The 24,004-nt window shown below is 40.4% G+C and carries 25 protein-coding genes and 1 tRNA gene; 14 read left to right on the plus strand and 12 right to left on the minus strand.

Going from position 1 to position 24,004, the window contains the following annotated elements:
• From EHR01_RS02040 to EHR01_RS02050, 3 genes are read left to right on the plus strand one after another with little or no spacing between them, the layout of a single operon-like run.
• Complete coding sequence (locus tag EHR01_RS02040) at positions 1-1,365, plus strand: S41 family peptidase (RefSeq protein WP_208721735.1); 1,365 nt, start codon at positions 1-3, stop codon at positions 1,363-1,365.
• The gene (gene tsaD, locus EHR01_RS02045; protein ID WP_135692956.1) at positions 1,365-2,390 is read left to right on the plus strand and encodes a tRNA (adenosine(37)-N6)-threonylcarbamoyltransferase complex transferase subunit TsaD; all 1,026 of its coding nucleotides are present in this window, start codon (positions 1,365-1,367) and stop codon (positions 2,388-2,390) included. Before EHR01_RS02040 ends, tsaD begins: the two co-directional genes overlap by 1 nt.
• Positions 2,387-3,142 carry a CDP-alcohol phosphatidyltransferase family protein gene (locus EHR01_RS02050; RefSeq protein WP_135692957.1) on the plus strand — a complete coding sequence of 252 codons (756 nt, stop codon included), beginning with the start codon at positions 2,387-2,389 and terminating at the stop codon, positions 3,140-3,142. Before tsaD ends, EHR01_RS02050 begins: the two co-directional genes overlap by 4 nt.
• Positions 3,143-3,144: 2 nt before the next feature.
• Here EHR01_RS02050 and EHR01_RS02055 read toward each other — a convergent pair whose 3' ends face one another.
• Entirely contained in the window at positions 3,145-3,462 is a 318-nt protein-coding gene (locus EHR01_RS02055; RefSeq protein ID WP_135692958.1) for an STAS domain-containing protein, read from the minus strand.
• 85 nt (positions 3,463-3,547) lie between these two features.
• Between EHR01_RS02055 and EHR01_RS02060 the strand changes: the two genes are divergently transcribed.
• Complete coding sequence (locus EHR01_RS02060; protein ID WP_135692959.1) at positions 3,548-4,504, plus strand: MBL fold metallo-hydrolase; 957 nt, start codon at positions 3,548-3,550, stop codon at positions 4,502-4,504.
• Between the two features lies 1 nt (position 4,505).
• Positions 4,506-6,002: a glycerol kinase GlpK gene (gene glpK / locus EHR01_RS02065; RefSeq protein ID WP_135692960.1), complete on the plus strand. Its 1,497-nt coding sequence runs from the start codon at positions 4,506-4,508 to the stop codon at positions 6,000-6,002.
• Here glpK and EHR01_RS02070 read toward each other — a convergent pair.
• From EHR01_RS02070 to EHR01_RS02100, 7 genes are all read right to left on the minus strand, one after another.
• A complete protein-coding gene (locus tag EHR01_RS02070; RefSeq protein ID WP_244309949.1) occupies positions 5,999-6,628 on the minus strand; it encodes a hypothetical protein in 630 nt (209 codons plus the stop codon). The two genes, glpK and EHR01_RS02070, sit on opposite strands and share 4 nt — an antisense overlap.
• Positions 6,629-6,692: 64 nt before the next feature.
• Positions 6,693-7,871: a FliG C-terminal domain-containing protein gene (locus EHR01_RS02075; protein WP_135692962.1), complete on the minus strand. Its 1,179-nt coding sequence runs from the start codon at positions 7,869-7,871 to the stop codon at positions 6,693-6,695.
• On the minus strand, positions 7,868-8,113 hold the full coding sequence (locus tag EHR01_RS02080; protein WP_020777849.1) for a hypothetical protein: 246 nt from the start codon (positions 8,111-8,113) through the stop codon (positions 7,868-7,870). The genes EHR01_RS02075 and EHR01_RS02080 overlap by 4 nt, the downstream gene beginning before the upstream one ends.
• A gap of 6 nt (positions 8,114-8,119) precedes the next feature.
• The gene (locus EHR01_RS02085; protein ID WP_004789281.1) at positions 8,120-9,286 is read right to left on the minus strand and encodes an iron-containing alcohol dehydrogenase; all 1,167 of its coding nucleotides are present in this window, start codon (positions 9,284-9,286) and stop codon (positions 8,120-8,122) included.
• A gap of 83 nt (positions 9,287-9,369) precedes the next feature.
• On the minus strand, positions 9,370-9,696 hold the full coding sequence (locus EHR01_RS02090) for a flagellar biosynthesis anti-sigma factor FlgM (protein ID WP_135692963.1): 327 nt from the start codon (positions 9,694-9,696) through the stop codon (positions 9,370-9,372).
• Between the two features lie 21 nt (positions 9,697-9,717).
• Positions 9,718-10,440: a 16S rRNA (cytidine(1402)-2'-O)-methyltransferase gene (rsmI, locus tag EHR01_RS02095; protein WP_135692964.1), complete on the minus strand. Its 723-nt coding sequence runs from the start codon at positions 10,438-10,440 to the stop codon at positions 9,718-9,720.
• Positions 10,430-11,170 carry an LIC11073 family putative lipoprotein gene (locus EHR01_RS02100; RefSeq protein WP_135692965.1) on the minus strand — a complete coding sequence of 247 codons (741 nt, stop codon included), beginning with the start codon at positions 11,168-11,170 and terminating at the stop codon, positions 10,430-10,432. Before EHR01_RS02100 ends, rsmI begins: the two co-directional genes overlap by 11 nt.
• Positions 11,171-11,212: 42 nt before the next feature.
• On the opposite strand from EHR01_RS02100, the gene EHR01_RS02105 reads away from it, so the two are divergent.
• Positions 11,213-11,908: an LIC_20245 family lipoprotein gene (locus tag EHR01_RS02105; RefSeq protein WP_135692966.1), complete on the plus strand. Its 696-nt coding sequence runs from the start codon at positions 11,213-11,215 to the stop codon at positions 11,906-11,908.
• Here EHR01_RS02105 and nadE read toward each other — a convergent pair.
• From nadE to EHR01_RS02120, 3 genes are read right to left on the minus strand one after another with little or no spacing between them, the layout of a single operon-like run.
• The gene (nadE, locus tag EHR01_RS02110; protein WP_135692967.1) at positions 11,905-13,848 is read right to left on the minus strand and encodes an NAD(+) synthase; all 1,944 of its coding nucleotides are present in this window, start codon (positions 13,846-13,848) and stop codon (positions 11,905-11,907) included. The genes EHR01_RS02105 and nadE overlap by 4 nt on opposite strands.
• Positions 13,835-15,112, minus strand: coding sequence for a 3-deoxy-D-manno-octulosonic acid transferase (locus tag EHR01_RS02115; RefSeq protein WP_135692968.1), 1,278 nt, complete (start codon positions 15,110-15,112; stop codon positions 13,835-13,837). The genes nadE and EHR01_RS02115 overlap by 14 nt, the downstream gene beginning before the upstream one ends.
• Positions 15,113-15,862, minus strand: a complete 750-nt coding sequence (locus EHR01_RS02120) for a flagellar filament outer layer protein FlaA (RefSeq protein WP_135692969.1) — start codon at positions 15,860-15,862, stop codon at positions 15,113-15,115.
• Between the two features lie 69 nt (positions 15,863-15,931).
• Here EHR01_RS02120 and EHR01_RS02125 point away from each other — a divergent pair, with 69 nt between their 5' ends.
• Genes EHR01_RS02125 through EHR01_RS02135 form a run of 3 tightly spaced genes read left to right on the plus strand, consistent with a single transcriptional unit; the run spans position 15,932 to position 18,208 of the window.
• Positions 15,932-16,735 carry a hypothetical protein gene (locus EHR01_RS02125; protein WP_135692970.1) on the plus strand — a complete coding sequence of 268 codons (804 nt, stop codon included), beginning with the start codon at positions 15,932-15,934 and terminating at the stop codon, positions 16,733-16,735.
• A gap of 2 nt (positions 16,736-16,737) precedes the next feature.
• Entirely contained in the window at positions 16,738-17,436 is a 699-nt protein-coding gene (locus EHR01_RS02130) for a YggS family pyridoxal phosphate-dependent enzyme (protein WP_135692971.1), read from the plus strand.
• The gene (locus EHR01_RS02135; RefSeq protein WP_135692972.1) at positions 17,417-18,208 is read left to right on the plus strand and encodes a pyrroline-5-carboxylate reductase family protein; all 792 of its coding nucleotides are present in this window, start codon (positions 17,417-17,419) and stop codon (positions 18,206-18,208) included. The genes EHR01_RS02130 and EHR01_RS02135 overlap by 20 nt, the downstream gene beginning before the upstream one ends.
• A gap of 6 nt (positions 18,209-18,214) precedes the next feature.
• On the opposite strand, the gene EHR01_RS02140 is transcribed toward EHR01_RS02135, so the two are convergent.
• Positions 18,215-18,287: transfer RNA gene (locus tag EHR01_RS02140), tRNA-Met, on the minus strand.
• A gap of 167 nt (positions 18,288-18,454) precedes the next feature.
• Here EHR01_RS02140 and EHR01_RS02145 point away from each other — a divergent pair.
• Genes EHR01_RS02145 through EHR01_RS02165 form a run of 5 tightly spaced genes read left to right on the plus strand, consistent with a single transcriptional unit; the run spans position 18,455 to position 24,004 of the window.
• Positions 18,455-19,516 (plus strand): sensor domain-containing diguanylate cyclase, encoded by a 1,062-nt coding sequence (locus EHR01_RS02145; RefSeq protein ID WP_135692973.1) that lies wholly within the window; start codon positions 18,455-18,457, stop codon positions 19,514-19,516.
• 22 nt (positions 19,517-19,538) lie between these two features.
• Complete coding sequence (locus tag EHR01_RS02150) at positions 19,539-19,766, plus strand: hypothetical protein (RefSeq protein ID WP_135692974.1); 228 nt, start codon at positions 19,539-19,541, stop codon at positions 19,764-19,766.
• Positions 19,730-20,611, plus strand: coding sequence for a hypothetical protein (locus tag EHR01_RS02155; RefSeq protein ID WP_135692975.1), 882 nt, complete (start codon positions 19,730-19,732; stop codon positions 20,609-20,611). The genes EHR01_RS02150 and EHR01_RS02155 overlap by 37 nt, the downstream gene beginning before the upstream one ends.
• Before the next feature lies 1 nt (position 20,612).
• On the plus strand, positions 20,613-21,755 hold the full coding sequence (gene mnmA, locus EHR01_RS02160; RefSeq protein ID WP_135693874.1) for a tRNA 2-thiouridine(34) synthase MnmA: 1,143 nt from the start codon (positions 20,613-20,615) through the stop codon (positions 21,753-21,755).
• Entirely contained in the window at positions 21,752-24,004 is a 2,253-nt protein-coding gene (locus EHR01_RS02165) for an alpha-hydroxy-acid oxidizing protein (protein ID WP_135692976.1), read from the plus strand. Before mnmA ends, EHR01_RS02165 begins: the two co-directional genes overlap by 4 nt.

A 24,004-nucleotide genomic window follows, 5' to 3' on the forward strand; every position in this document is an offset into this window, starting at 1 on the left:
ATCAAAGTTTCGGAACGCCTGATTTGGGCTGTCGTTACCTTCTGTTTGGTGGCGGTTGTTTTTTTTGTTAGCACTGAAAAAGTAAAAGCTATATCCACTGATGGAGAAAAATACTTACAGATTTTACATGAAGTCGTTTCCTATATCGAAAACGATTATGTAGATCCACAAGAAGAGAAAAAAATCTACACCGGTGCCATTCTTGGAGCCTTACAGAGTTTAGGCGATCCGCACACACGATTTTTGGACACAGATGAATTTGGTGAATTACAAAATGAAACCAAAGGTAGTTTTGGAGGGATTGGGGTTGAGATCAGTTTCCAAGAAAACGCATTTATCATTGTAGCACCCATCGAAGGCACACCTGCTTGGAAGGCAGGACTCCAACCCCAAGATAAAATCATAGAAATCAACGGTAAAAGTACGAAGTCTGTTTCTTTATCGGAATCAATTGGTATGATGCGTGGGGAAGTTGGTTCTTCTATTTCCATGAAGATTGAAAGAAAAGGAATCAAGGATCCATTTGTTGTCAATTTGGTTCGAGAACTCATTCAAATTCGTTATGTTAGGTCACATTACCTTCCAGAAACGGAAACTGGTTATATCAAACTGGTTCAGTTTATGGGAAAAGAAACCACTGCGAAAGAATTTGCAAACGCAGTCACTTCTATGAAAGAAGCAGGTGCAAAAAAACTAGTCATCGATTTGAGAATGAATCCTGGTGGCCTTTTGGATCTAGCCATTGACCTTGCTGACATGTTTTTACCACCAGAGTCTGACATTGTGTCTGTCAAAGGTAGAGGTGGAGTTCTTGTAAAAAGTTACAAAGCAGATAAAAAAGAAAAAAAGTTTTTAGAGATTCCCATTGCAATACTCGTGAACGGGGGATCGGCAAGTGCTTCTGAAATTTTAGCAGGTGCATTAAAAGATAACAAACGTGCTGTGGTCGTTGGTACCCAAAGTTTTGGTAAGGGAAGTGTGCAGTCTATTTTTCCACTTTCAGGAGGAACTGCAGTCGCCATCACCATTCAAAAATACTATACACCTTCTGGAATTTCCATTCATGGAAAAGGGATCACTCCTGATTATGTTGTGAATCCCATTGCAGCAAGCGAAGATGAAAAGTATGCTTTGGAAAAATTGTATAAGAAAAATTTAATTCGTCCATTTTTAGAAACACATACAGAATATAACGAAGCCGCTTTGAATGATTTTTCTGCGATTCTGAAAAAGGAAAATCTAAACATTTCCGATTCCGTCACTCGGATCTTTCTCTTTAATGAAATGCGAGCTGGTTCTTCCCATTCAAAACCTCGATTGGATTTAGACACGCAACTTGCGGAAGCCATTCGTATTTTGAAATAATGGCCTACGGGTTAGGGATCGAATCCAGTTGTGATGAAACCTCCATTGCCATTGTTCGGGATGGAAAGGAATTACTTTCCTTAAAAGTTTATAGCCAAATTGATTCCCATTCCCCTTACCGGGGAGTGGTTCCTGAAATTGCTTCCAGAGCTCATTTAGAAAAAATTAATTCCCTTCTTGCTGTTTCCATGGAAGAAGCAGGTATATCCTATTCGGATTTGGAATATGTGGCTGTTACCAGCTATCCAGGGTTAGTTGGGTCACTAATGATAGGAGCACAACTGGCACGTTGTATTTCTCTGGTTTATGGAATTCCCATTGTGGCAGTAAACCACTTGGAAGCACACTTAGCTGTGATCGGTTTAGAAAGGGATCTCCCTCCCTTTCCTTGGCTTGGAGTTCTTCTTTCGGGTGGAAATTCTTCGATTTATCTCTACAAAGGATTTGGTGATCTGCAAATCCTTGCCGATACCCAGGATGATTCGCTTGGTGAAGCTTTTGATAAGGTGAGTGCAGTTTTGAATCTACCTTATCCTGGTGGTCCTTATTTGGAAGCTAAGGCCAACGCCCACCAACCCACAAAAGGGGAACCAAACCCCTTTCCAAAACTTTTAAAGGAAGATGGAGACGATCGGATTCGTTTTTCCTATAGTGGCCTAAAAACAGCGGTTTTATATTTTTTGAAGGCAAATAGAACCGACCCTCCTATTGAAAAAATTTCTTATTACTTTCAAAAGACTGCCTTTGAGCTTGTCACTCGGAACATTCGAAAGGCCATTCAAAAAACGGGAATTCGGACAGTGGTGGCAGCGGGTGGGGTTCTTGCCAACGGAACCCTTCGGGAGATTTTGGAGAAAGAAAAGGAAAGGTCTCGGTTTGACCTATTTTATCCTGGCAAAAAAATTTACTGCACAGATAACGGAGCGATGGTGGCATGTCTTGGATACCATCTTTGGAAACAAAAATCTTTTGTAGGGCTCGACTTCAAGGTAAGCCCAAAACGAAACTTTGAACAAATATTATGAAACTAAAATTAACTTGGATTCCGAATACACTTACGCTGGGTAATTTAACTTTAGGATTTGTCTCTATGCTCCTTGTGGCAGAGACCAATCCATCTCAGGCAAATTCTCATGAACTTTATTCACTTGCAGGAGTGTTTATCATCTTAGCTGCGTTATTCGATGGTTTTGATGGAATGGCTGCTCGTGCTTTAAATTGTACAAGTGAATTGGGAGCTGACCTAGATAGCCTTGCCGACTTAACAACCTTTGGAATTGCACCAGGATTTTTATCGTACAAAATGTTCTTTTACGATATCAAATTGGATATCTTTGACAAACCTGATTATTTTCCATTAGGAATGTTCATCGCTGCACTTTATCCCATTTGTGCTGCTTACAGGTTGGCACGTTTTAATGTGGCACATGATCCCAAATCATTTAACGGACTTCCTTCTCCGGTGGCTGGGGTTGTGATTGGAATTTTTCCTTTGGTATTCTCCGTGTCCCAAGTGCCTGTGTGGATCGCAGTTGTATTTTTTGTATTCACTGCACTTCTTATGGTTTCCACATTAAGATACAGCAAACCACAAGTTGCCATCCGAGGACTTTTCTCTTGGAAAAAATTAGGGATTAGTATTCTGGGGTTAGGACTTTTGTTACTTACCATCGGGTTTTATCAATGGCCTTATGTAATGTATGGAGCAGTTGGATTTTATGTATTTTCTGGAATTGTTTCTTTTCTCATCCAGACCATCCAGGACTATCGGGTGTAAATTTAGTTTGATTCTTTGAGTTGGAAAATATCCAGAAGGTTGGCTACGGTAAAGATTGTTTTTACTTCCTCTGAAAGATGGATGATACGAACTTGTTTTTTCTTTTCCTTAGTCCAACTGTAAGTATGGAGTAGGATTCCGATCCCGGAGGAATCTAGATAACTTAAGTTTTTAAAATCCAAAACGAGTTCCTTGACATCTTCTGTATCAATCAAGGTTTTGATGTCCGCTTTCAGTTTGGGAGTGTCTCGAAGGGACAAGGACCCTTTCAAAAGGACTATGGCTTTCTCGTTCTCTCGGTTGATTTCATGCTGAAACATAACTTCAGTTAAGACAACATCTGAAAGAACCAAATACAATCAAAAAACGTTTGATTTTTCAAAAAAGGACTCTAGAAAAAGAGCAATGAAAATCAAGTTTTGGGGTGTCCGCGGATCCATAGGTTCACCCATTCGGCCTGAAAGTGTTAAACACAAAATCGAAAAAATTCTTTCTTTGGCAAGTCCCACAGACATTCAAAACGAACAAAGTATCCATAGTTTCCTAAATTCATTAAGTTTTTCCTCTTCATCAACTTACGGTGGTAATACGACCTGTGTTGAAATTCGAGATAAAGAAGGAAATTTAATTATCATCGATGGGGGGACGGGGTTACGTGAACTTGGCAACCAAATGATGGCCTCCGAATTTGGAAAGGGTACAGGACATGCCTACTGGATCTTAACTCATACTCATTGGGATCATATCCAAGGAATTCCTTTTTTTGTTCCTCTATTTTTACCAGGCAATCATTTTGAATTTATTTCTTGTATGAACGATGCTGAAAAAAGATTGGAACACCAATTTGTATTCACTCATTTTCCAGTTTCGTTTGATCATTACGCTGCCAACAAAACCTTTCAGTATATTGAAGAAGGGGAAACGATATCTCTCGGGCCCCATATCCAAGCTTTTAGCAAAGCTGTAAGACATCCAGGTGGAAGTTTTTCATACCGGTTTATGGAAGAGGGAAAGGCAATCATATTTGCTTCCGATGCAGAATTCAATTTGGAAGAAATGGAAAATATCGATACCTATATTGATTATTTCAGGGATGCAGACGTTCTTGTTTTTGATACACAATATACTTTTGAAGAATCACTTCAAAAAATCGACTGGGGTCATAGTTCGGCATCCATTGCTACTGACATTGCCCTTCGTGCGAAGGTTAAAAAACTTGTCATGTTCCACCATGATCCTTCTTATGATGATGAAAAGTTGGATTTAGTATACTTACGAGCTCTCAAATACAAAGAGATGTTTGATCCCCATGGAAAATTAGAAATTATTATGGCTTATGAAGGTTTGGAAATAGAGGTTTAAGATGGCAAAAAAAAATTATATCATTGGAATTGATGCAGGTACTACAGGAATCAGAACGTTTTGTTTTAACGATAAAGGAAAAGTCATTTCTTCTGCTTACCAAGAATTCAAACAATACTATCCAAAACCAGGTTGGGTAGAACATGATCCAGAAGAGATCTGGGCCAAAACACAAAAACTCATTGGGCAAGCCATTAAAAATGGAAACTTAAATCCAAAGGATGCTGTTGCCATTGGAATCACCAACCAAAGAGAAACATCAGTGGTTTGGGATAAAAAGACCGGCAAACCAGTGTATAACGCCATTGTCTGGCAATGCCGAAGAACTTCAGATATTTGTAAGGATTTAAAAAAACAAAGTCTCGAATCCAATTTTCGAAACAAAACAGGCCTTGTTTTGGATGCTTATTTTTCGGGAACCAAAATCCAATGGATTCTTGATAACGTAAAAGGAGCTCGTGCCAGAGCAGAGAAGGGTGATTTGTTATTTGGAACCATCGACACTTGGCTTTTATACAAACTCACAGGTCACAAAGAACATAAAACAGATCATACCAATGCCTCAAGAACTCTGCTTTTTAATATCCAAACCAAAGAATGGGATGAGGAACTTTGTGAAATTTTGCGAGTGCCTATGTCAATGCTTCCGAAAGCATTCAACTCTCGAAATCTATTTGGATTCACATCAAGTGTAAAATCTCTTCCCGATGGAATTCCGATTTCTTCCCTAGTGGGAGACCAACAAGGGGCACTCTTTGGCCAATTGTGTACAGAACCTGGAGAAGCAAAAAACACTTATGGAACCGGATGTTTTTTACTCTTCAATGTAGGGGATGAATTTAGAATTTCAAACCAAGGACTCATCACCACATTGGCACTCGGTCCTGAAGGAAAAACTGTCTATTGTTTGGAAGGATCTGTGTTTATCGGTGGTGCAGTGGTTCAGTTCCTTCGTGACAACTTAGAATTTTTCGAATACTCCAAGGATTCTGAAAAATTAGTAAAGGCCATCAAAACAAAAGATGATTTGGTTTTTGTCCCTGCATTTGCTGGACTGGGAGCTCCGCATTGGGACCAAGAAGCACGTGGTGCCATCTTTGGTCTCTCTCGTGACACTACTCCTGCACAAATCACAAGAGCAGCCCTCAAAGCCATCGCCTTACAATCGTATGAGCTTGCTAATGCAATGGAAAAAGAAACGGGAAAACCTTTGAAGTTCTTACGTGTGGATGGGGGAGCGACTTCCAATGCTTGGCTTATGCAATTCCAAGCAGACATTCTCGGAACCAAAGTCATTCGTCCACAGAATGTTGACACAACGGTACTTGGTGCTGCTTACCTTGCTGGTCTCGAACGTGGATTTTTTAAATCGGTTGTTAGCCTTCGCAAAGAAGAAACCAAAACCACTCAGTTTCTGCCTAAGATGAAAGAGTCTGAAAGAAAAGAAGAAATTGATAAATGGAATTGGGCCATAACTCGGGTGAAAACGGGAAATTAGTTTGGCGCATGGGAATGGATAAGTGCCAACCAAGTGGGAAAACTGAGTTGGCAAACCAACAAAATCTCTGGCGAAAGAATCCAAGAGTAACTTGCAAGAATTTGGAATCCAAATGTAAGGATTCCAAAAGCGAAAACAAATCTCCCTTCTTTTCGTTTCCGAAACGAAATACTGTATAAAAGAATGGCTAGAGCCAAAACAAGTGAGATCATATGCATGGTTCCCACTTGCAAACTAAGAAGGAACACAATTGTCTCTTCTCCAAGAGGATAAACATTCACAGGATAAACCAATCGGCCAATGAGTAAATCGACAAGGACAAACATTGGCACAACCAGAAGGAAAATCAAACCAGAGGCAAAAAGAGCAGTGGGGGATTCTTCTTTTCTCCAAGGATTTGCCAATCGATAAATAGAAGGAATTAACGCAAGAACCGCAAAGATTAAAATCTCATCGGCGATTTGAAGGTAAAGTTTCCAATCCAAAATCCATTTGTGTAATTGACTTACTTCGTTTGGTGGTGAAGGAATTAAAAAAAATACAAAGTAGTAACTGGCAAATAACAAACTACTCAGAAGAAATGGGAGAAGTTTTCTGTTTCGAATCGGTTTGGTAACCTGGTCCATGTCTCATTGTAGACCCAAAGAAAGATTAGAGTCCAGAGAAAAAGGAATAGGTTCTGGTTAAATTTTAGTAATCAAACCAAAGAAGAGAAAATTCGAATGGTTTCCTCTCTTTGGTGATCCCTCCACCTATAAGAAAAATCCCAGTTGGGTAATAAGGAATTTCAATGATTAGGTCGGGGGGAAGCCTGTGAAATTCTTTTGTTTCGATTTCTTTTCGTGATAAAAAGAAATCAAATCGTAAACTCTCCATCCAATCATTTGTTTTAAAAAAAAGTTTTGTGGCCGTCCTTCCATAAAAAAGGAGCGAACTTCCATCGATAAAAAATTGAAACTTCTCTGCATTGGAAAAGAGAACCTCTTCCTTTTGTTCTCCTTCTCCCTTTTCCCGGTATGTAAAGATGGATCCTTCTTCATAATAAATATTTCTGGCAAATCGTTTGTAAAGTTCCGTCTCAATGAGAGAAATCAAATCTTCGCCTTCTGGTGGTTTTTTTGTTGGTCCCTCTAAAATCTGTTTCATTTTATTTTTGGAAATGGAAGACCGAATCATATCAAATACTGGTTTGGAAAGACTGGGAAGGATGTATTTGATATACCTTTCATCATGTTCACGAAGAATCTCTTGTAAAAAGTTTCCATGAATCATGGGAATCATTTCTACAGTAAACATCTGTTTGTTTAAGAATTTTGCAAATTCGGGTTCATGGCGAAATAAATTAGATACAATGGTTTCTTCTTCTTTCGGGGTTCCTGAAAAAAGAATGGAGACTAATCGAAAAAGGTAAGTTTTACTTTTGACGTCAAAATACAAGGACTCAATTTTTTCTCTCACCAAGCCTTCCGAAAGTTCTGGATGGATGATGTCTCTGAGGGATAAATACTTTGCCGCTTGGAACTGATCCCGTTTCCCTCTATATAAAAACAAGGGAGAATTGCATACAGCGTCTATTGTTTTGGTTAAAGGAGAAAACCCTGGTTTTGGTTTGGATTCCTCATCCCAGGGTACTTTCGTACTACCCATGTAAGTTGGTGTGATCACAGATTTGGAAACAAAGGTTTGCCTGTTGTATTGTAGTTCATATAAAAATTGTGGAAAAAGAATCGGGTCAGAAGTCACAGAAGGAAGTTCTGGAATCTTTTTTTTGGGGATCGGGTAGAAGGGAAAAATGGAAGATTGGAACCGAGCAACTGAGTCGGCGTTTGCTAAAAAAAAATGGTAATTGTTTCCTTGTCTATAAATCAAAGGGGTGGGGATTTTTTAAGTTTTTTCTGAATTCGAATCCGAAAGTGTTCCCAATTATAATCTGTTTTTAAAATTTCCAACTCATTTTCTACCCCAAAACGCATGAAGTCATAAATCTCTTCATGGTCCATCCCCACAACAATCGAAAGGTCTTGGATGACTCGCAACAAACGTCTCGCATCGCGATCACTGAGGGCAAAGGTTTCTAAAAGTTTTTTTTCGAATTCCGTTAGTTGGATCAAGGGAACCTAAAACGCAGCCACAAGGATGGTTTCGATTTCATTTTTAGGAAGTTCTCTAGGAAGACAATCAAGAAACGAATAAGTTGCTGCCAAGGTAGCAATCCCTGGAAGGTCGATTTTTTTCACTTCGTATTCTGACAACCTTTGGGGAATGCGAAGTTCTAAATAAATTTTACGAATTCCTTCTACAGCTTTGATGGCCGCTTCAATCACGGAGATATTGGTAACGTCTTCATCCAGAGCCCTTGCGATCATTACATACTTACCAGCAGATGAGGTGAGGTTGTATTCCATCACATGTGGGAGAAGGATCGACATACTTTGAAAGATATCTAAGTTGGTCACCGTTGTCACTGCTAGTGACAATGCATAACAGAGTCCAAGGCTACTTGTGGATTGTGCAATTCCTGCAAGTAAACTTGCCGCATAAATGGAGTTCTTCGGTCCTAGGTTTCTTGGTTCTCGAATGGCAGGTACAATGTTTTTGGAGATAAGTTCGATGGAGCGTAGTGCAGTGGAAGAAGTGATCTCGTTTGCATATTTAGAAAGAATACTATCAACAGCCGCTGATAAAATAGAGATTCCTGTTTTGGCAGTTTCCGAACTAGACATCCCTGCGCCAATTTTTGGATCGGAGACAATGAGTTCTGGAAACGCCCACTCATGAGCAAAGTACTTTCTATTTTTATCTTTATCATCCACAATCGAAAAGAAAGGAGAACATTCATTTCCGAGTAGGGGTTTTGTAGGAACCACAATCAAAGGAAGGCCTTTTTTCTTAGGTTGTTTTTTTCCAATGAGGAGTTCTTCTGCAAAAAGATCATTGGTAGCAAGAAGAGATGCCGCCTTACCTGCGTTAACCGATTCAAAGGAACCATAAGCCACTACACAATCAGCATTGGAAATTCTAAGGAAGTGGGCACAGGAATCTAAATCTTTAAAATGAACTCGGTCCACGATGTCATCATAGATGATCACACCTTCTGCGTGTTTTTCGAGACTGGTTTTGATGATGGAAAGTTCTTCGGCGTTTTCTAGTTCTTTCTGTGTGGTGATAAGAACCACTCTAGACCCAATGTTTTTGACAAAAGATCCAAGTTTGTATCCACAATCGATTTCGAAGTGAATTTTAGGTGGAAATTGAAAATTAATCCATTCGGGGAGAACTGGCATACGATCCCCTAATTATGATTCGGCGGAGTTAGAGAAATCCTCGGAGAGGACAATAAAAAAGGATCCCTCACCACCCGTCCTTTTTACTGTTGTCCGAGGAAAGTTGACGCGATTTGGTCGGAGATTTTATCCAACATCTCTGTAGAGAGATTGTCGTAGTCGCCGTTTTTCAATCGTTCTTTGATCGCTTTGATTTTTTCCGTACGATCTTCTTCAGGAGGAGCTTGTACGATTTGTTTTGCGATTTGTTTTACTTCTGCTTGAAGCTTCGCTTCCGATGCAATTTTTTTGGCAGCGTCAGAAATGGAGATTGTATCTACCGGAGCTTGTGCTTCCGTTTCTTTTGGCCCTTGAGTTTTTTTTGGTTCGTACCCGTAACCACCAACTCGTCCTACTTTGTCGACGTTCATATATTTAGTCCTCTTCCTACATCACATATCGGAGGAATCCGAATTTCCCTTAAGTGTTTTTTTTCGATGGTTTAAGAGAAAAACAAACTCTCCTTTGGCGTTTGGCGGATCTTTAGCCAATTCCTTAGGATTTGCATAGTAAAGTACCTCTTCAAAGGTCTTTGTCAACTCCCTTCCCACAAGCACTTCCGTTTCCGGAAAGAGCTCTTCGAGCATTGGGTAGAGCCTTGGGAGTTTGTGGACCGATTCATAAAAAACAACAAGTCCATCGATCTCAGAGGCTCTTTCTAATTCTCGGCGTTTTTTACTCGGTTTTTCAGAGAGGAACCCCAAAAAATATGTGGGATTGACCTGAAATCCAGAAACAGAGAGTAAAGCGGTTAGGGCAGAAGCTCCTGGAACCGGGACAATCCGAATTCCCTTTTCCCGAGCAATGCGCACCATCTGGCTACCAGGATCCGAAACCCCCGGAGTTCCGGCATCCGAAACCAGGGCCATTGATTTCCCGACTTTGAGTTGGTCTAGGACGTTGGCAAATGGGGTTTCCGAACTATCTTTATAAAGGGCAAGGACCGGTGTTGTGATTTCTAATTTAGAAAATAGAGAACGAGTTTCTTTGGCTGATTCGCAAAGGACTAGGTCCACTTCTTTAAAGATTTCCAAGGCTCGTAGCGTGATATCACCCAAGTTTCCGATGGGCGTGGCCACAACATAGAGAGAACCAACCTCCCGCTTATGGGCCAACGTATTGGCATCCTGGGGGAGATTGGCCGGCAGGACAAGTGCACCCAAGTTCATTATTTCCTTTGGTGCAGGGATTACAGGCAGTTCCTAGAGCACAGGCACTCGGTGTCGCGCAAGTTGGATTGGCGCAGGTGGAGGTATTACAACCTGCTCCCGTGGCACAGAGTGTTTGGATATCATTCACTCGGTTGGGGATGGCACAGGTGCTCACGGCCGTAGAAGGGTTGGAGATAAGCCCTCCCGTAAGCATCGACCGCATGGTAAAATTGTAAATTTGGCATTTTTGAAAGAATTCGGCCCCAGGTGGTGGAACCGCAAACCGAATCCTTTTGGTCACTACCTTACTTGAGGAAGTGGAGGCTTCATAAGGAAGGTGAGGAAAACTAGGTTGGACCCCATCTTCCAGCCATTCTCCTTGGATGGTTTGAATGATTCCCGGGAAGGCTGTTGTCACGTAGAGATTGTAACCCAAAAATTGCGGTTCTCTGTTGGTCACAAAATAACGTAAGATAAACTCAGGTCTTGGGTCTGCATTATAATTGTAAAAATCAGTTTGGTAATCGTTGGTAATGTTGCTATTGACCGCCACAACCGAAAGGATCTGTGGCACATTGGGTGGAACCAAAAACACAAAGGGAGCAACGGGCGTATCTGTATTGATCCCGCAGTGAAAAAAAGAGAGAAAAGATATGCCGACTAAGTAAATTGGATGTAAAGAAGGAAAACGCATTCTATTTCTCGTTTCCCTTCCAAGTTTTCAGGAATTCAATCTATGGGAATCCAAAAAAAATTACTCTTTGTCTCTATCGCACTGATTGGGCTTTTTTTTCTCATCTTACTCGTTATGGGTGGAGAGGATGAAGAAGAGGCTCGTCGTAAAAAAGAAAGAGGGTCTCAGGCCCTAGCCCTATTTGGGGGTGGAAGCAGCAACCCGAAAGGAACCAATCGTTTGGGGGTACGTGGGGAAGAAGCAGGTTCTATCTTCGATTCCGACTACTACAATGCTGGTGGGATGCGTTATGAAGAAGATGGGAATCTTGCAGGTTCAGAATCGGGCGAAGTTCCGATCAATCCACAAACAGGTAAACCCTATCCTCCAGAGGCCATGCAGGCTTTTGAGGAACTGCGAGAACAATTTCCAGATAACGATTTGATTCCGAAACGAACCACTGCCGAAGAGAAAAAAAAGGCAGCTGAATTTAATCAAAAACTATCACGAGCCACAAACTCTGTGTTTGGCGGAAATGCGAATTCGACGGATGTTGCCTTATATTATAACCATGTTCGAAAACAAGGAAAGGATCGATTGGAAATCATTAACTACCTAATTGAATCTCAAGGTGGAGATGATCCCGAGATGGATAAAAAATTCCAAGAGATCTTGAAAAACATCCAATACCAAAACGAACAGGTGGAAAAAGAGGCAGCAGGTGCTTTCGAAAAAGCGGGCCTTCCTCCGCCGGGTTAAGTTTCTCCTGATAGGATGGGGTATCGGTAACTGGATTTTGGATCCAGGCCATACACATCCAAATGGAAAGAGGGAGGGAGCCTCTCTCGTTTCCATTGTGAGGCCATAAATAATCTTTTAAATTTTTTAATATAACTTAATAGGGTTTCTCCAGATTCCCAAGGGAATTCTTGTTTTAACAATTCAAAACAATTTTCTTCCCATAAACTTTGATACACAAGTTTCTCTTCAATTGACTGTAAGATGGGATAAGGCATTAAGTCTTTTTCATCTTCTTGGTGTTCCGAGAGAGGTTTTAGTTCTGCCGTTGGTTTTGTATTTCTTAAAACTCGAATGGATTCTTTTGGTGAAATCAAACGGTTGTTTCCATTTTGGATATCATCCAAAAAGTCTAATAAAAATTCTTTACTAACTCCTGCTAGTGGAGCAATGGAACCGGAAGAATCACCATCCATGGTTGTATATCCAACAGCAGCTTCACTTCGGTTTCCCGTTGATATTAATAAATGTCCTTCCAGGTTGGCAAGTAACCAAACAAGAGGAGACCGGACCCTTGCTTGGATGTTTTGCAAAGCTAAATCATGTTCTTTCCAATTTAATGTTTTTCCGAGAACAGATTCAATCAATTGGACAGAAGTCGATACGGCAGAATCAATTTTTATGGAATAAAAACGATAACCAAGTTCTTCACTTAGAGTTTTTGCAATTTCCTCTGTGAGAATAGAATTGTTTTCTGTTTTTTGGTAAATGGTTACAAGAAGTTGTTTTTCATCAATTCCAAGGGAACTAAAGATAGAATCGCCATTTTCTCGTTTGGCGATTTCTTTCATTGTATGGACGAGTAGAGCACAGGTGGCACTGTCGGCTCCTCCCGATAAAGAAAGAGTGAATCCTTTTGTTTTTGATTTTCGCAAATAATCATAAAGGCCAAGACAAACTGCTTTTGTAAACTCTTCATACTCACTGAGATGGAGAGAGGGCAATTCTTCCTCTGAAAGAATCTCTTTTCTTTTATCTAAAATTGAAAATCCATGGGTTTTTTGATTTTTTTCATCATACAAAGATTCTAGATGAATGGATGGAATCTCTCGATTCCCTTCATTGGGTTTTGGACTTCGAAATGACCTCGCTTTGGCTGCACGAAGTTCCATTGGATCAAAATCATAAGATGTTATTTGGAAAGGTGAGAAGGAAAGCCTTGGGCCTTCTTTGACTATGTTTCCTGCAGAAGCAAAAATGGCTCCTCCCTCAAAGATGATCCTTCCTGATTCATTTCCAGTAAGGTTTGTGAACACTTGGAGGTTACACTGGTTTCTACTGGATTCTGTAAAAATTTGCCTGCGTATCTTTTGTTTCCCGATAGCAAAATGGGAAGCACCTGGAGAAAATAAAACATCGATTCCCTGAAGAGAATAGAAGGATGAAGGTTTTTGGACGGACCAACTGTCTTCGCAAATCTCCACACCAAACTTCCATTGCGCCGTATGGAAAATAAAATGCCCAAAAGGAACTTCGTCAGAAGCAAAGGAAATAGATTGATTTAAAAATTCTGACTCGGAATGGAACCATCTTCGTTCATAGTGTACACCTGTATTTGCTAAATTGAGTTTAGGAATCAAAGCAATTACCTTTCCACCAAAAAGCACTGCCATACAATTATACAAAAAGGAACCTACAAATACAGGAAGTCCAACAAGGATGATTTGGTTTTTCGAAACAGTTTTTAGTTTTTCAATGATTTCTTCGGAACGAGTCCAAACATAAGGTTTATAAAAAGCATCCTCGCATCCGTATCCAGAAATGGAAAGCTCAGGAAAAAGAATGCAGTCTGCATCCTTTGCTTCTGGACTGTCTATTGCCTTTTTAATGGCCTCATAGTTCCCCAAAAAATCGAGGGGAGTCGTATTCAATGTAACGGCGGCAATTTTAATTTTGGGCATTGGAGAAAACTCGGTTATAAATCTTATCCGACGCACCTCTGTTTTCTACAACAAAGTTTCGATTCCCATTTCCCATCTTTTCTCTTAAGGTTTGGTCCGTTGTGAGTAAGTGAAATTTTTCAATAAAATCAGATTCTGTCTCGGTTTGGAAGAGTCCACCTAACTCTCGCATGACGATCGCTTCAGGTGCATTATAGATTTTTGGCCCAGTGATGACAGGAAGGCCAAGAGCAGCAGGTTCTATGGTATTATGAACTCGGTGTAACCAAGCGCCACCCACATAAGCAAAACTTCCATAGTGGTAAGCAAATGCCAAAATTCCCATAAGATCAAAAAGAAGGAATTTGGGCAAAGAATCGCCCGGATTTCTTTTCGAAAACACTCCCACAGGTCCGTATTTTTCCAAATTCGAAATGAAATCCTTCATTCGAGTTTCTTCCCATTTATGAGGAAAAATCCAATAAAAAGACTCATCTTTGTGTTTTTTTAAATAGTTAATAAAATGTTCTTCGCAAATTCCATAAGTGGAACCAAGAATGACGGGTTTGTTTTTGGATAAAAAGTCTTTTTGTTCTAAAAGAAAATTGGTAAAAGTAGGGTTTGGAGATTTGTTTTCTAATTTGTTCAAAACAGATTCAAATCTTGTATCACCTAATACTTGGAAATCGGTTGTTTCAGTTACGAGACCTTCGAATTCTTTTGCCATTAGTTCATGGCTTGGGTAGATTCCCGTAAGATAACGAAAGGAAGCTTTGGTTAAAGAACGAATGAGTGGGTTTTTTCGAGACGAACCAGAAGACAAACTAGCACAGGTTAGATAGGACTTTGTTCCCATCTGGTTTGCCTTTTTTAAAAGATTGGGCCAAGTATCCCAAGCCATCACAAAGAGAACTTTGGGTTGGAAATGAGAAAATATTTGGTCGTAGGCATGGGCTCTATCCAAAGGAAGATAAAAATACACATCGGCCAATGGATCTTGAAAGGAAGTTTCTTTTACAGAAGAAGAAAATACCGATTGGATGATAAAAACATTTTTATTTTTTTTTCGGATGGTTTCTGTTAGAGCTTTGGCCTGATCGAGTTCACCCACACTGGCTGAATGGAGCCAAATCACAAATTTTCCATCTGCCGATTTGGAGAAAATTTGGTGAAGAGAACGATTTCTTTTTTCTAATTCTTCTCTTATTTGTTTCACAAATAAGGATAAAAATTTTAAAATCCAATCAATTTTGAAAACAAGGATGTTGTAAAAAAAATATACCATTTAACGTTTGTTACCCCAGGTATCGTTGACTTCCGATCCAGGGTAGATGAAAGTTCTTTTATCAATGACAAAACTCAAATTGTCAAAGTATAAATGAAACTCTCCTTTCTTTTGTGAAGCTAAACTTTTGAGTCGAAAGGAGGCAAAAGAAATAGGAAAGGACATGGATTGGATGAGCCTAGTGTTTTCCTTGGGAAGATTGATGGTAAATTCTAATCTTCTCCATCCCACAAAATTCAAAGTCCCTAAATCAAAATACAAATCTTTGGATTTTTTTTGAGAAAGCCCCATACTCAAATTGATATGGTGGCCTTCTGAATACACCCAAAGAATTCCTTGGATGGGCATACCTAGTGGCATAAGAATTGGTTCTTTGGGTCGAATTTCCCAATGGTCAAGCCTTGGATTTTCTACATAACTTTGCACAAGAAAACTGGTTTGGTTTTGTAAGTTGGGATAACCCGACTCTTTGAGAATGTTTGTCTCTAGGAAAAATGCCTCTGATTTTGGAATGGAAGCTGTAAACTGTGTGAAGGTCAAAAAGGAATCCACACGATAAAAATCCCAAGGCCTTTCTCCTTCAAAGTCTTCCACAAGAAAGAGAAGGTAACTTGTATCGATGGAGAGAGCGGATTTTAAAATTTGGACTCGGCCCAATTCATCGGGATCATGAGGCCTCGGAAGAGACAAAAGACCGGAAATCATGAGTAGGAAACCCAAACCGATTGTGATTTTTTTTGCAAAGTTCATGATTTCTCACTTTTCGAAAACCCAAAAACGTGTACTCTGTTCTTATCAAAGGAAAGGAATCCGCACGTCATGGGCCGCCGCGACAATTTGAAAATACTCACAACTGCCATTCTAGTGGTCCTACTTCTTTCATCGTTCATTTTCGCATTTATCTATAGAAACGAAATTTACCAAAAACTCCAAACCATCGGAAAAAACCGTGAGGTAGAGATGGTGGACCGGGAAATCGAAAGAGAAAACCCGGGGATTCCTGCACCCAAAGAAAATTTTGCAAAATCTGAAACAAAAGATACTCCTGAGGACAGATCCAAACTCCCGGAACTTCCGAGTTTAGATGATATGGAACCAGAGACCGATAGACCTCGTTCTGTTTCCGTAGCAGCTTCCACAAAGTCCAAAGAAAAAGCAGATCCATCTTCTCGTTTGCAAGAGAAGTTGGACCAAGTCGAAGAATCCTTTTCTCCGAAAGAAGAAACAAAAAAATCAAAGAAAACTTCCAAAAAAGAAGAATCACTCTCAGATACTATGGAATCGACTTCCACAACCAAACAGCCGAAAGTGGACATAGAGGATTCGGTAAAACCGACAAAACAGGCGAAGTCCAAAGTTTCCAAAAAAGAAAAACAAGTGGCTTCTCTTCGAAACCAAAGGAATCGTTCTGCGACTTCTAAAAAACAAAGTTCCAAATCACAAAAGTTAGTCGATTCACAAAAATCCACAAAAAGAACATCGGATGAATCTGGATCTTCTTCTATGGAAGTTCGGATGCGGACAGTGGAACAGAAACTTTCTAGCCAAAATGACCGAAACGAAAAACGATTTGTAGAAATTGAACGTCGGATTGAGTCTTTGGAAAAAGCCTTAGCTAAGTAATCGTGTCCGATTACGGTTCTTCTTATCGCTCCATCCAATCTTCTCTTAAAGATTTGTTCCCTAACAAATCTCCCATTCTCATTGCCGTATCCAAAACCAAACCTTACGAAGTGGTGAAAGAGGCCTATTTGCAAGGGATTCGTGAATTTGGCGAAAATTACATTCCAGAAGCCATTTCCAAATTTACAAAACTAAGAGAAGAGTTTCCAGAAGCAGCCACATCAGTCAATTTACACCATATTGGTCCCGTCCAATCAGGAACCTTACGAAAGTTATTTGGAATATTCTCTTTTACCCATGGGGTTGGATCCATTTCTTCCTTAACGGAACTTCTCAAACGTGCAGAAAAAGAAAAAAAGCAGATACGTTATTTGATCCAAGTCAATCTCACAGGAGAGGATTCCAAACATGGGCTTAGTATTGAAACTCTTCGTTCCATGAGAGAAACAATGATCGGTTACCAAAATGAATTTTGTATTTGGAAAGGGTTTATGGGGATGGGACCTTCAAGCGGAGATTTAATTGTAACAAAAAAAGTTTTCTCCGATTTAGCAGAATTACGTGATACATATTTTCCGGATAAAAAGTTATCTATGGGAATGAGCGGGGATTATGAAATCGCCTGTGAATTAGGAGCCGACTATTTAAGGGTTGGTTCAAAGATTTTTGGAGAGAGAGATTATGCAAAAGAAACCATTTGAAGCTGTTGGAGTTGTGGGCCTGGGAAAGATGGGGGGAGCCATTGCAACTGCCCTTGTAGGAAAAGGTACCAAGGTATACGGGTTTGATCCCAACGTAAAAGAATCTCCCGTGGCTGGAGTGAATCTTCTGGGAACCCTTTCTGCTATTTCCGAAGTTACGGATGTGATTGTGATCGCTGTAAAACCCAATTTAGTTGTTCCCGTCTTAAAAGAATTTTCAAAGCCAGCTACCTTTGTTTCGATTGCTGCTGGTATTTCTCATTCGCAAATGGCGGAGGCGGCACCGAAAGGATCGAATTCTGTACGAGTGATGCCCAATCTTCCTCTAGTTTCTGAACGAGGAGCCTTTGCGTATTTTTGTGAAGACACTTCTGTTTCTCACGTAGAACGATTGTTTGATGGAATGGGTACAGGAATCCGTGTTGCCAAAGAATCACTGATGGATGCAGTCACAGGACTTTCAGGATCAGGTCCTGCCTATGTACTCACATTTTTGCAGGCAATGGCAGAGGGTGGATTGCAGGAGGGTTTGAGTTATGAAGAATCCTTGTCTTTGGCTATGGAAACCATTGAAGGCACTCTTGTGTATTTTAGGAATTTGCGAAGGGCAAATGCAAACCTTCACCCCATGGAAGTGAGAAATTGGGTGACATCTCCCGGGGGAACAACCATTCATGGTTTGGATGCTTTGGAAAGGGGTGGATTCTCAACCGCCGTTCGAGATGCAATACACAGAGCGACGGAGAGAAGTAAGGAATTAGGGAAAGGATGATAACGGTTGCGCGGACAGGATTCGAACCTGTGGCCTTTGGGTTATGAGCCCAACGAGCTACCAGCTGCTCCACCGCGCGGTATAAAACCATTATTTTAAAGATTGGTAAATTGTCAACGTAAACATTATGAAAACTTTGCTATTTTCTATTGATTGTAAATTTATCGATTTCCGCCAAAATCTTACTTTACAGTAGTCAAAAAAGACGAATGATTCCTATCTTATACAGAATTCTGGCGGTGCGTTTTGTCTTTTAAAGAAAACACTGATATCGTTTTTGAGCATTACGAAAAAAAAATCTACGACCAAAAACAACTACTGGAAATCTCTCGTGCCCTGAATTCCACGTTAGACTATAAATACTTAATTGATGCAATCCTTAACATCTGTTTGGCGCAGTTGCAAACTTTACATGCCGCAATGTACTTAGAGCCTGAAATTGACTTAGGACTTTTTAAGTTGGAGCCCCAATCCATCAAGGGATTTGAATTAAGTACCGAGGAACAAAACTACGAAGTAAAAATCGATAGCCCTCTCATTCATTATTTTGAAGAAAAACCCAAAGCCATTACCATGGACCAAATCCTACAAATGGATTCTTTGAAATCTATTCCTGATATTACATACCTTCGTAAGATGGGAGCAGAGATCCTTGTTCCACTCAATGCTAAGGGCAAAGTCAATGGACTTCTTGTTCTTGGGGACAAGATGACTTCCGAAGAGTTTTTGGAAGATGAAAAAGAATTTATGACCACTCTTGCAAACCTTGCAGGGATTGCTGTGGATAACGCTCGGTTGTATGAACTGGCAACAGTTGATATGATGACAGGATTAAAAATCCATCACTACTTCCAGACCAAACTCAAAGAAGAAATGGAACGTTGTCGTAAAAAAGGAACTAAACTTTGTCTATTATTTACAGACGTAGACCATTTCAAAAGTTTTAATGATACTTACGGACACCAAGCAGGTGATGTGGTTCTCATTGAAGTCGCAAAACAACTGATCAATGCAGGCCAAAGGCACCATATCCCAGCTAGGTATGGTGGGGAAGAATTTTGTTTGGTAATGCCTGGAGCTTCAGAAGAAGAAGCTATGGCCAAGGGTGAAGAAATCCGTAAAGCTGTTGAATCCATGGTGGTCAAAAATCCAAATGATGGGTCGGACCTAAAAGTGACTTTGTCTGTGGGGGTTTCTAGTTTCCGACCGACCGATCGAAACAATAAGGATTTGATCGAAAGGGCAGACAAAGCACTCTACCAGGCAAAACATTCTGGTAGAAACCGCACAATTTGTTATAAAGATTAGGAAATTTGCCGATGGGTAGAGTATGGCAGAGCCGGCATACTTACTCAATGACCTTTCCCCATCGGTTCCTTCTGATGTCTATGAATCCATTCGCAATCGTGCTTTGGGTCTTTCTTCGTATGATTTCCAACCATACTCTTGTTTTATTGAATACAAGACAAAGGATGAAAATACGGGGATTGAATACAGGGATTGTATCGTAGACTATACAAGATGTACAAACTCTCGTTGTATCAAAAAGTTAGTGTAGTTCAATTTTTAATTTATTTTGGGGCCTGTCTCCCAGGTCCCATTCCTTCCCGCCAAACTCCAGTTTCATACCAGTTTCCTAAGTCCAAAACTTTACCTCCTCATACCAGTATCAAAATCATCGATACAGGAACACACCTTCTTCTTTCGGGAATCAAATCGGACAAGGGTAATGACTCTTTTTTATGGGATACCGGATCTGAATTGAGTTTTTATGAATCAGGCGGAACAGAAGAAAGTTCCACTTTCACCCTCGGTGGACAAAGTTTTACGCTAAAGAATATAAAAGGAATTTTACCCAAGTCCATTCCGGGTCTTCTTGGAATCGATTTTTTTTCGGAGAATTGTATTTTCTGGTTTGGAGAAGAGTTGAAACGGTTTCCCAAGGATTCCCCATTCTGTGAACATCCGGATGCTTATCTTTCTACTGATTTTAAATTTCTGAATACAAAAAAGAAAGGGAAGGATCTTTATCTAGAATTTGAATATCCAGAAGGACGCAGATCCTTCGCAGAGATAGACACAGCAGCTTCCTTAAATCTTTTACCCGAAGGCCCGAATGACCTGTTTCTTGGAGAAAAGAAGGTATTTCTTGCAGGAAATAGAATCAAAACGGCAAACCATATGGAATCGGCATCTTCTTTCTATTTAGTGACTTTATCGGGGATTCGGGAAGAATACAAACAAGTCCAATATCTCAAAGGAATTTCACTTGAGAATTTCCATTTGCCAGGGGACAAGGATAGGGAAGAGGTTTGGGTGATCGGACTCGACATCCTCCGGACTCGTCCCTTGTTTTGGGACTTCTTTCGGGGGCGTGTAGGAATTGTTCATTCCAAAAACTAAGGTGAAAGAAAAAGAAAAAATCATAGTAGCGATGAGTGGTGGGGTAGATAGCGCTGTGGCCGCAGGGCTTCTGATGGAAGCGGGTTACGACGTGATCGGGGTCAACCTACGCACTTGGGAATACGAAGCCCCTGCCTGTGATACCACTAAAAAATCCTGTTGTTCTCCGGAAGACATTCGTGATGCCCGCGATGTTGGTCTTTCTTTAAACATTCCGTTTTATGTAATCAAAATGGAAAAGGTGTTTGGGGAACGAGTCATCGACCGTTTTATTAATGATTATAAAGATGGAAGGACACCAAACCCTTGTGTAGAATGTAACACCTTTGTGAAGTTTGGCGCTCTTTTTGAACAAGCCAAAACATTGGGAATCGAAAAAATTGCTACTGGTCATTATGCTCGTGTTATAGAAGTAGATGGACGTTATGCAATTCGAAATGCAGTGGACATGAAAAAAAATCAAGCGTACTATTTGTACGGTTTGTCCCAAGAAAATATTAAAAATACAGTTTTCCCACTTGGTGAAATGGACAAAGTCCAGGTTCGTGAAATAGCAAAACGAATGGGCCTGCCTGTGGCCGAAAAACCGGAATCACAAGAAATTTGTTTTATTCCAGAAAATGATTATAGAACTTTTTTAAAGAAGAAGGGAATGGAATTTACTCCTGGTTTTTTTAAATTAGCATCTGGACAAATCATTGGCAAACACCAAGGAAAAGAAGGATTTACCATCGGTCAAAGAAAGGGTCTTGGGATCGCATGGAAAAACCCACTTTATGTTTTATCCATTGAAGATGATGGAACAGTTGTACTTGGGGAAGAAGAGGAAACTGTTTCCGAATCTTTTATTTTAGAAGAAATTACTTACCAAGCCTTATCTCCTATGGAAGTGGGTGAATCAAAAGAAATGAGAGTTCAAATCCGATACAGAAGTGCACCTGTTCACTGTAAGGTGACTGCTCTTGGTGATACCTGGAAAGTTGAATTTTTAGAAGATGTAAAAAGTGTAACTCCGGGCCAGTCGGCCACCTTTTATGAAGCCAACGGTGATTACCTCCTTGCTGGAGGGATCATTCAAAAAGGTTCCATCACAAGAAAGGTAAAAACAAATTTTGTTTTAGAGGCAGAGAGCGTTACCATTTGAAATCGGTAGAAGGCAAAACTATACTCATTATCGGTGGGGGATTGTTACAGGTCCCCATCATCCAAACTGCAAAAACTATGCGACTCCATACAGTAGTTGCGGATATGAATCCCTCTTCGATTGGATTTCAAATTGCGGATGAAGCCATTGTCATGTCCACAAAGGACGTTGAAGGAATGGTTCGGGAATCTAAAAAATTTGCGCAAAACTCCCAAATTCATGGGGTGATCACTGCTGGAACTGATGCGAGTATGACGGTTGCTGCAGTGGCTTCCGCATTACAACTTCCGGGTATCCGATTTGTAGATGCAGAAGCAGCATCAAACAAAGTGAAAATGCGTCAAAGATTAAAAGAGTTTGGAATGCCAATTCCTCGTTTTGCAGCTGTTTGGTCTTTGCAAGATGCTAAAGATGCACTGGATTCACTGACATTTCCTCTTGTGATGAAACCGGCTGACAATATGGGAGCTCGCGGGGTCATCAAGGTAAATCACAAAGATGACCTTCCAACAGCATTTCGTCATGCCAAAAGGTTTTGTCCTACAGGTGAATTGATTTTAGAAGAATATATGGAAGGCCCTGAACTTTCTGTGGATGCATTGGCTTTCCAAGGCCAAATTCGAATGACAGGGATTGCCGACAGGATCATCGAACGGGAACCTTATTTTATTGAGGTAGGACATAACATGCCTTCTGCGATGTCCAAAGAAGTTTTGGATGAAGTGGAACGGGTGATGGCTGGTGGGATGCGAGCTCTGGGTATCCATCTTGGGGCAGGTAAGGGAGACATTAAGGTTACAAAAGAGGGAGTCAAAATTGGAGAAATCGCAGCAAGGCTTTCTGGTGGCTTTATGTCGGCGTTTACTTATCCTTTATCCACTGGGGTGAATTTAAACCGAGCTGCACTATTGATTTCATTAGGTGAAACTCCTGATAATTTGGATCCTGTATTGTCAAGAGTGTCCATCGAACGTTCGTTACTTTCGAAACCTGGAAAACTAGTTTCGATTGGTGGAGTAGAAGAAACTAAAAAAATCGACGGTGTGTCTGAGGTTTTTATCCAATCCAAACCTGGCGATATCATTAAAGAACCTACGAATAACATTGATAAGTCGGGACATGTAATCATTGTAGCTGATAATTTGAAAGAAGCGAATCTTGTTTTTGAAAAGGTAAAACAAACAATTCGATTTGAAGTGGATGAACAATTTTCGATTACCGAAAAAGAAATAGGTGACCAAGCAAGAATTCGTTTTGGAAAAGATATTTGTTGGGTTTGTAAACAATGTGACGGTAGCAATTGTGCCTCTGGGATTCCGGGTATGGGTGGAGTGGGCCGTATGGAAACCTTCCATGACAATAGCATTGCTCTTTCCGAATATTCGATAGTACCTGGTTACATTCGGGATCATGTATTTCCTGAAATCCAAACTCAGTTTTTAGGTTATGATTTAAAAACACCGATTATGGCCGCTCCCATGACTGGGGTGGGAACCAACATGAACTTTGTGATGACAGACGCAGATTATGCCAATCTTGTGGTTCGTTCCTTTGTTCAAAATGGAAGTCTCGCTTGGCTTGGTGATGGTGCTTCTCCAGAAAAATATAAAATCATGTTGGAAGCTTTAAAAAAGGCATCTGGAAAAGGAATTTTAATCTGTAAACCGAGAGAAGATGAATCCATGTTACTTGACCGGTTTTTAGAAGCTGAAGCGGACGGAGTGTTCGCTTTGGGAATGGACATTGATGCCGTAAATTTTAAAACAATGGTTCAAAAGAACTTATCAAGTATCACAAGGCCTTTGGAACGTTTGATCAAACTAAAAGAAAAAACAAAATTACCATTTATCCTCAAAGGCATTATGAACCCGGAAGATGCGAAACTAGCATTGGAAGGTGGATTTTCCGCCATCGTGGTTTCGAATCATGGAGGAAGGGTTTTGGATGGAATGCCTGGAACAGCAAGGGTTCTACCTAAAATTGCAGAAGCAGTTAAAGGAAAAATTCCTTTGTTAGTGGATGGAGGCATTCGATCGGGAATGGATGTTTTTAAAATGTTGGCTTTAGGGGCCGATGTTGTCCTTCTCGGAAGGCCTGTTGCCATTTCGCTTGTTGGTGGTGAGGAAGCTGGGATTCGTTTTCTTTTACAAAAATATTCGGAAGAACTAAAACAATCCATGAGTGTTACCGGAGCCAAAACTTTGGTGGACATCAAGCGAACGATGTTGCTTCATAAACTTCACGGTTGA

The sequence above is a fragment of the Leptospira mtsangambouensis genome (assembly GCF_004770475.1).
Lineage (GTDB): Bacteria > Spirochaetota > Leptospiria > Leptospirales > Leptospiraceae > Leptospira_A > Leptospira_A mtsangambouensis.

Coding starts and splice junctions, on each gene's coding strand:
- tsaD (WP_135692956.1), top strand. CDS start 1,365: ATGGCCTACGGGTTAGGGATCGAATCCAGTTGTGATGAAACCTCCATT.
- EHR01_RS02050 (WP_135692957.1), top strand. CDS start 2,387: ATGAAACTAAAATTAACTTGGATTCCGAATACACTTACGCTGGGTAAT.
- EHR01_RS02055 (WP_135692958.1), bottom strand. CDS start 3,462: ATGTTTCAGCATGAAATCAACCGAGAGAACGAGAAAGCCATAGTCCTT.
- EHR01_RS02060 (WP_135692959.1), top strand. CDS start 3,548: ATGAAAATCAAGTTTTGGGGTGTCCGCGGATCCATAGGTTCACCCATT.
- glpK (WP_135692960.1), top strand. CDS start 4,506: ATGGCAAAAAAAAATTATATCATTGGAATTGATGCAGGTACTACAGGA.
- EHR01_RS02070 (WP_244309949.1), bottom strand. CDS start 6,628: ATGGACCAGGTTACCAAACCGATTCGAAACAGAAAACTTCTCCCATTT.
- EHR01_RS02085 (WP_004789281.1), bottom strand. CDS start 9,286: ATGCCAGTTCTCCCCGAATGGATTAATTTTCAATTTCCACCTAAAATT.
- EHR01_RS02090 (WP_135692963.1), bottom strand. CDS start 9,696: ATGAACGTCGACAAAGTAGGACGAGTTGGTGGTTACGGGTACGAACCA.
- EHR01_RS02100 (WP_135692965.1), bottom strand. CDS start 11,170: ATGCGTTTTCCTTCTTTACATCCAATTTACTTAGTCGGCATATCTTTT.
- EHR01_RS02105 (WP_135692966.1), top strand. CDS start 11,213: ATGGGAATCCAAAAAAAATTACTCTTTGTCTCTATCGCACTGATTGGG.
- nadE (WP_135692967.1), bottom strand. CDS start 13,848: ATGCCCAAAATTAAAATTGCCGCCGTTACATTGAATACGACTCCCCTC.
- EHR01_RS02115 (WP_135692968.1), bottom strand. CDS start 15,112: ATGGTATATTTTTTTTACAACATCCTTGTTTTCAAAATTGATTGGATT.
- EHR01_RS02120 (WP_135692969.1), bottom strand. CDS start 15,862: ATGAACTTTGCAAAAAAAATCACAATCGGTTTGGGTTTCCTACTCATG.
- EHR01_RS02125 (WP_135692970.1), top strand. CDS start 15,932: ATGGGCCGCCGCGACAATTTGAAAATACTCACAACTGCCATTCTAGTG.
- EHR01_RS02135 (WP_135692972.1), top strand. CDS start 17,417: ATGCAAAAGAAACCATTTGAAGCTGTTGGAGTTGTGGGCCTGGGAAAG.
- EHR01_RS02150 (WP_135692974.1), top strand. CDS start 19,539: ATGGCAGAGCCGGCATACTTACTCAATGACCTTTCCCCATCGGTTCCT.
- EHR01_RS02155 (WP_135692975.1), top strand. CDS start 19,730: ATGTACAAACTCTCGTTGTATCAAAAAGTTAGTGTAGTTCAATTTTTA.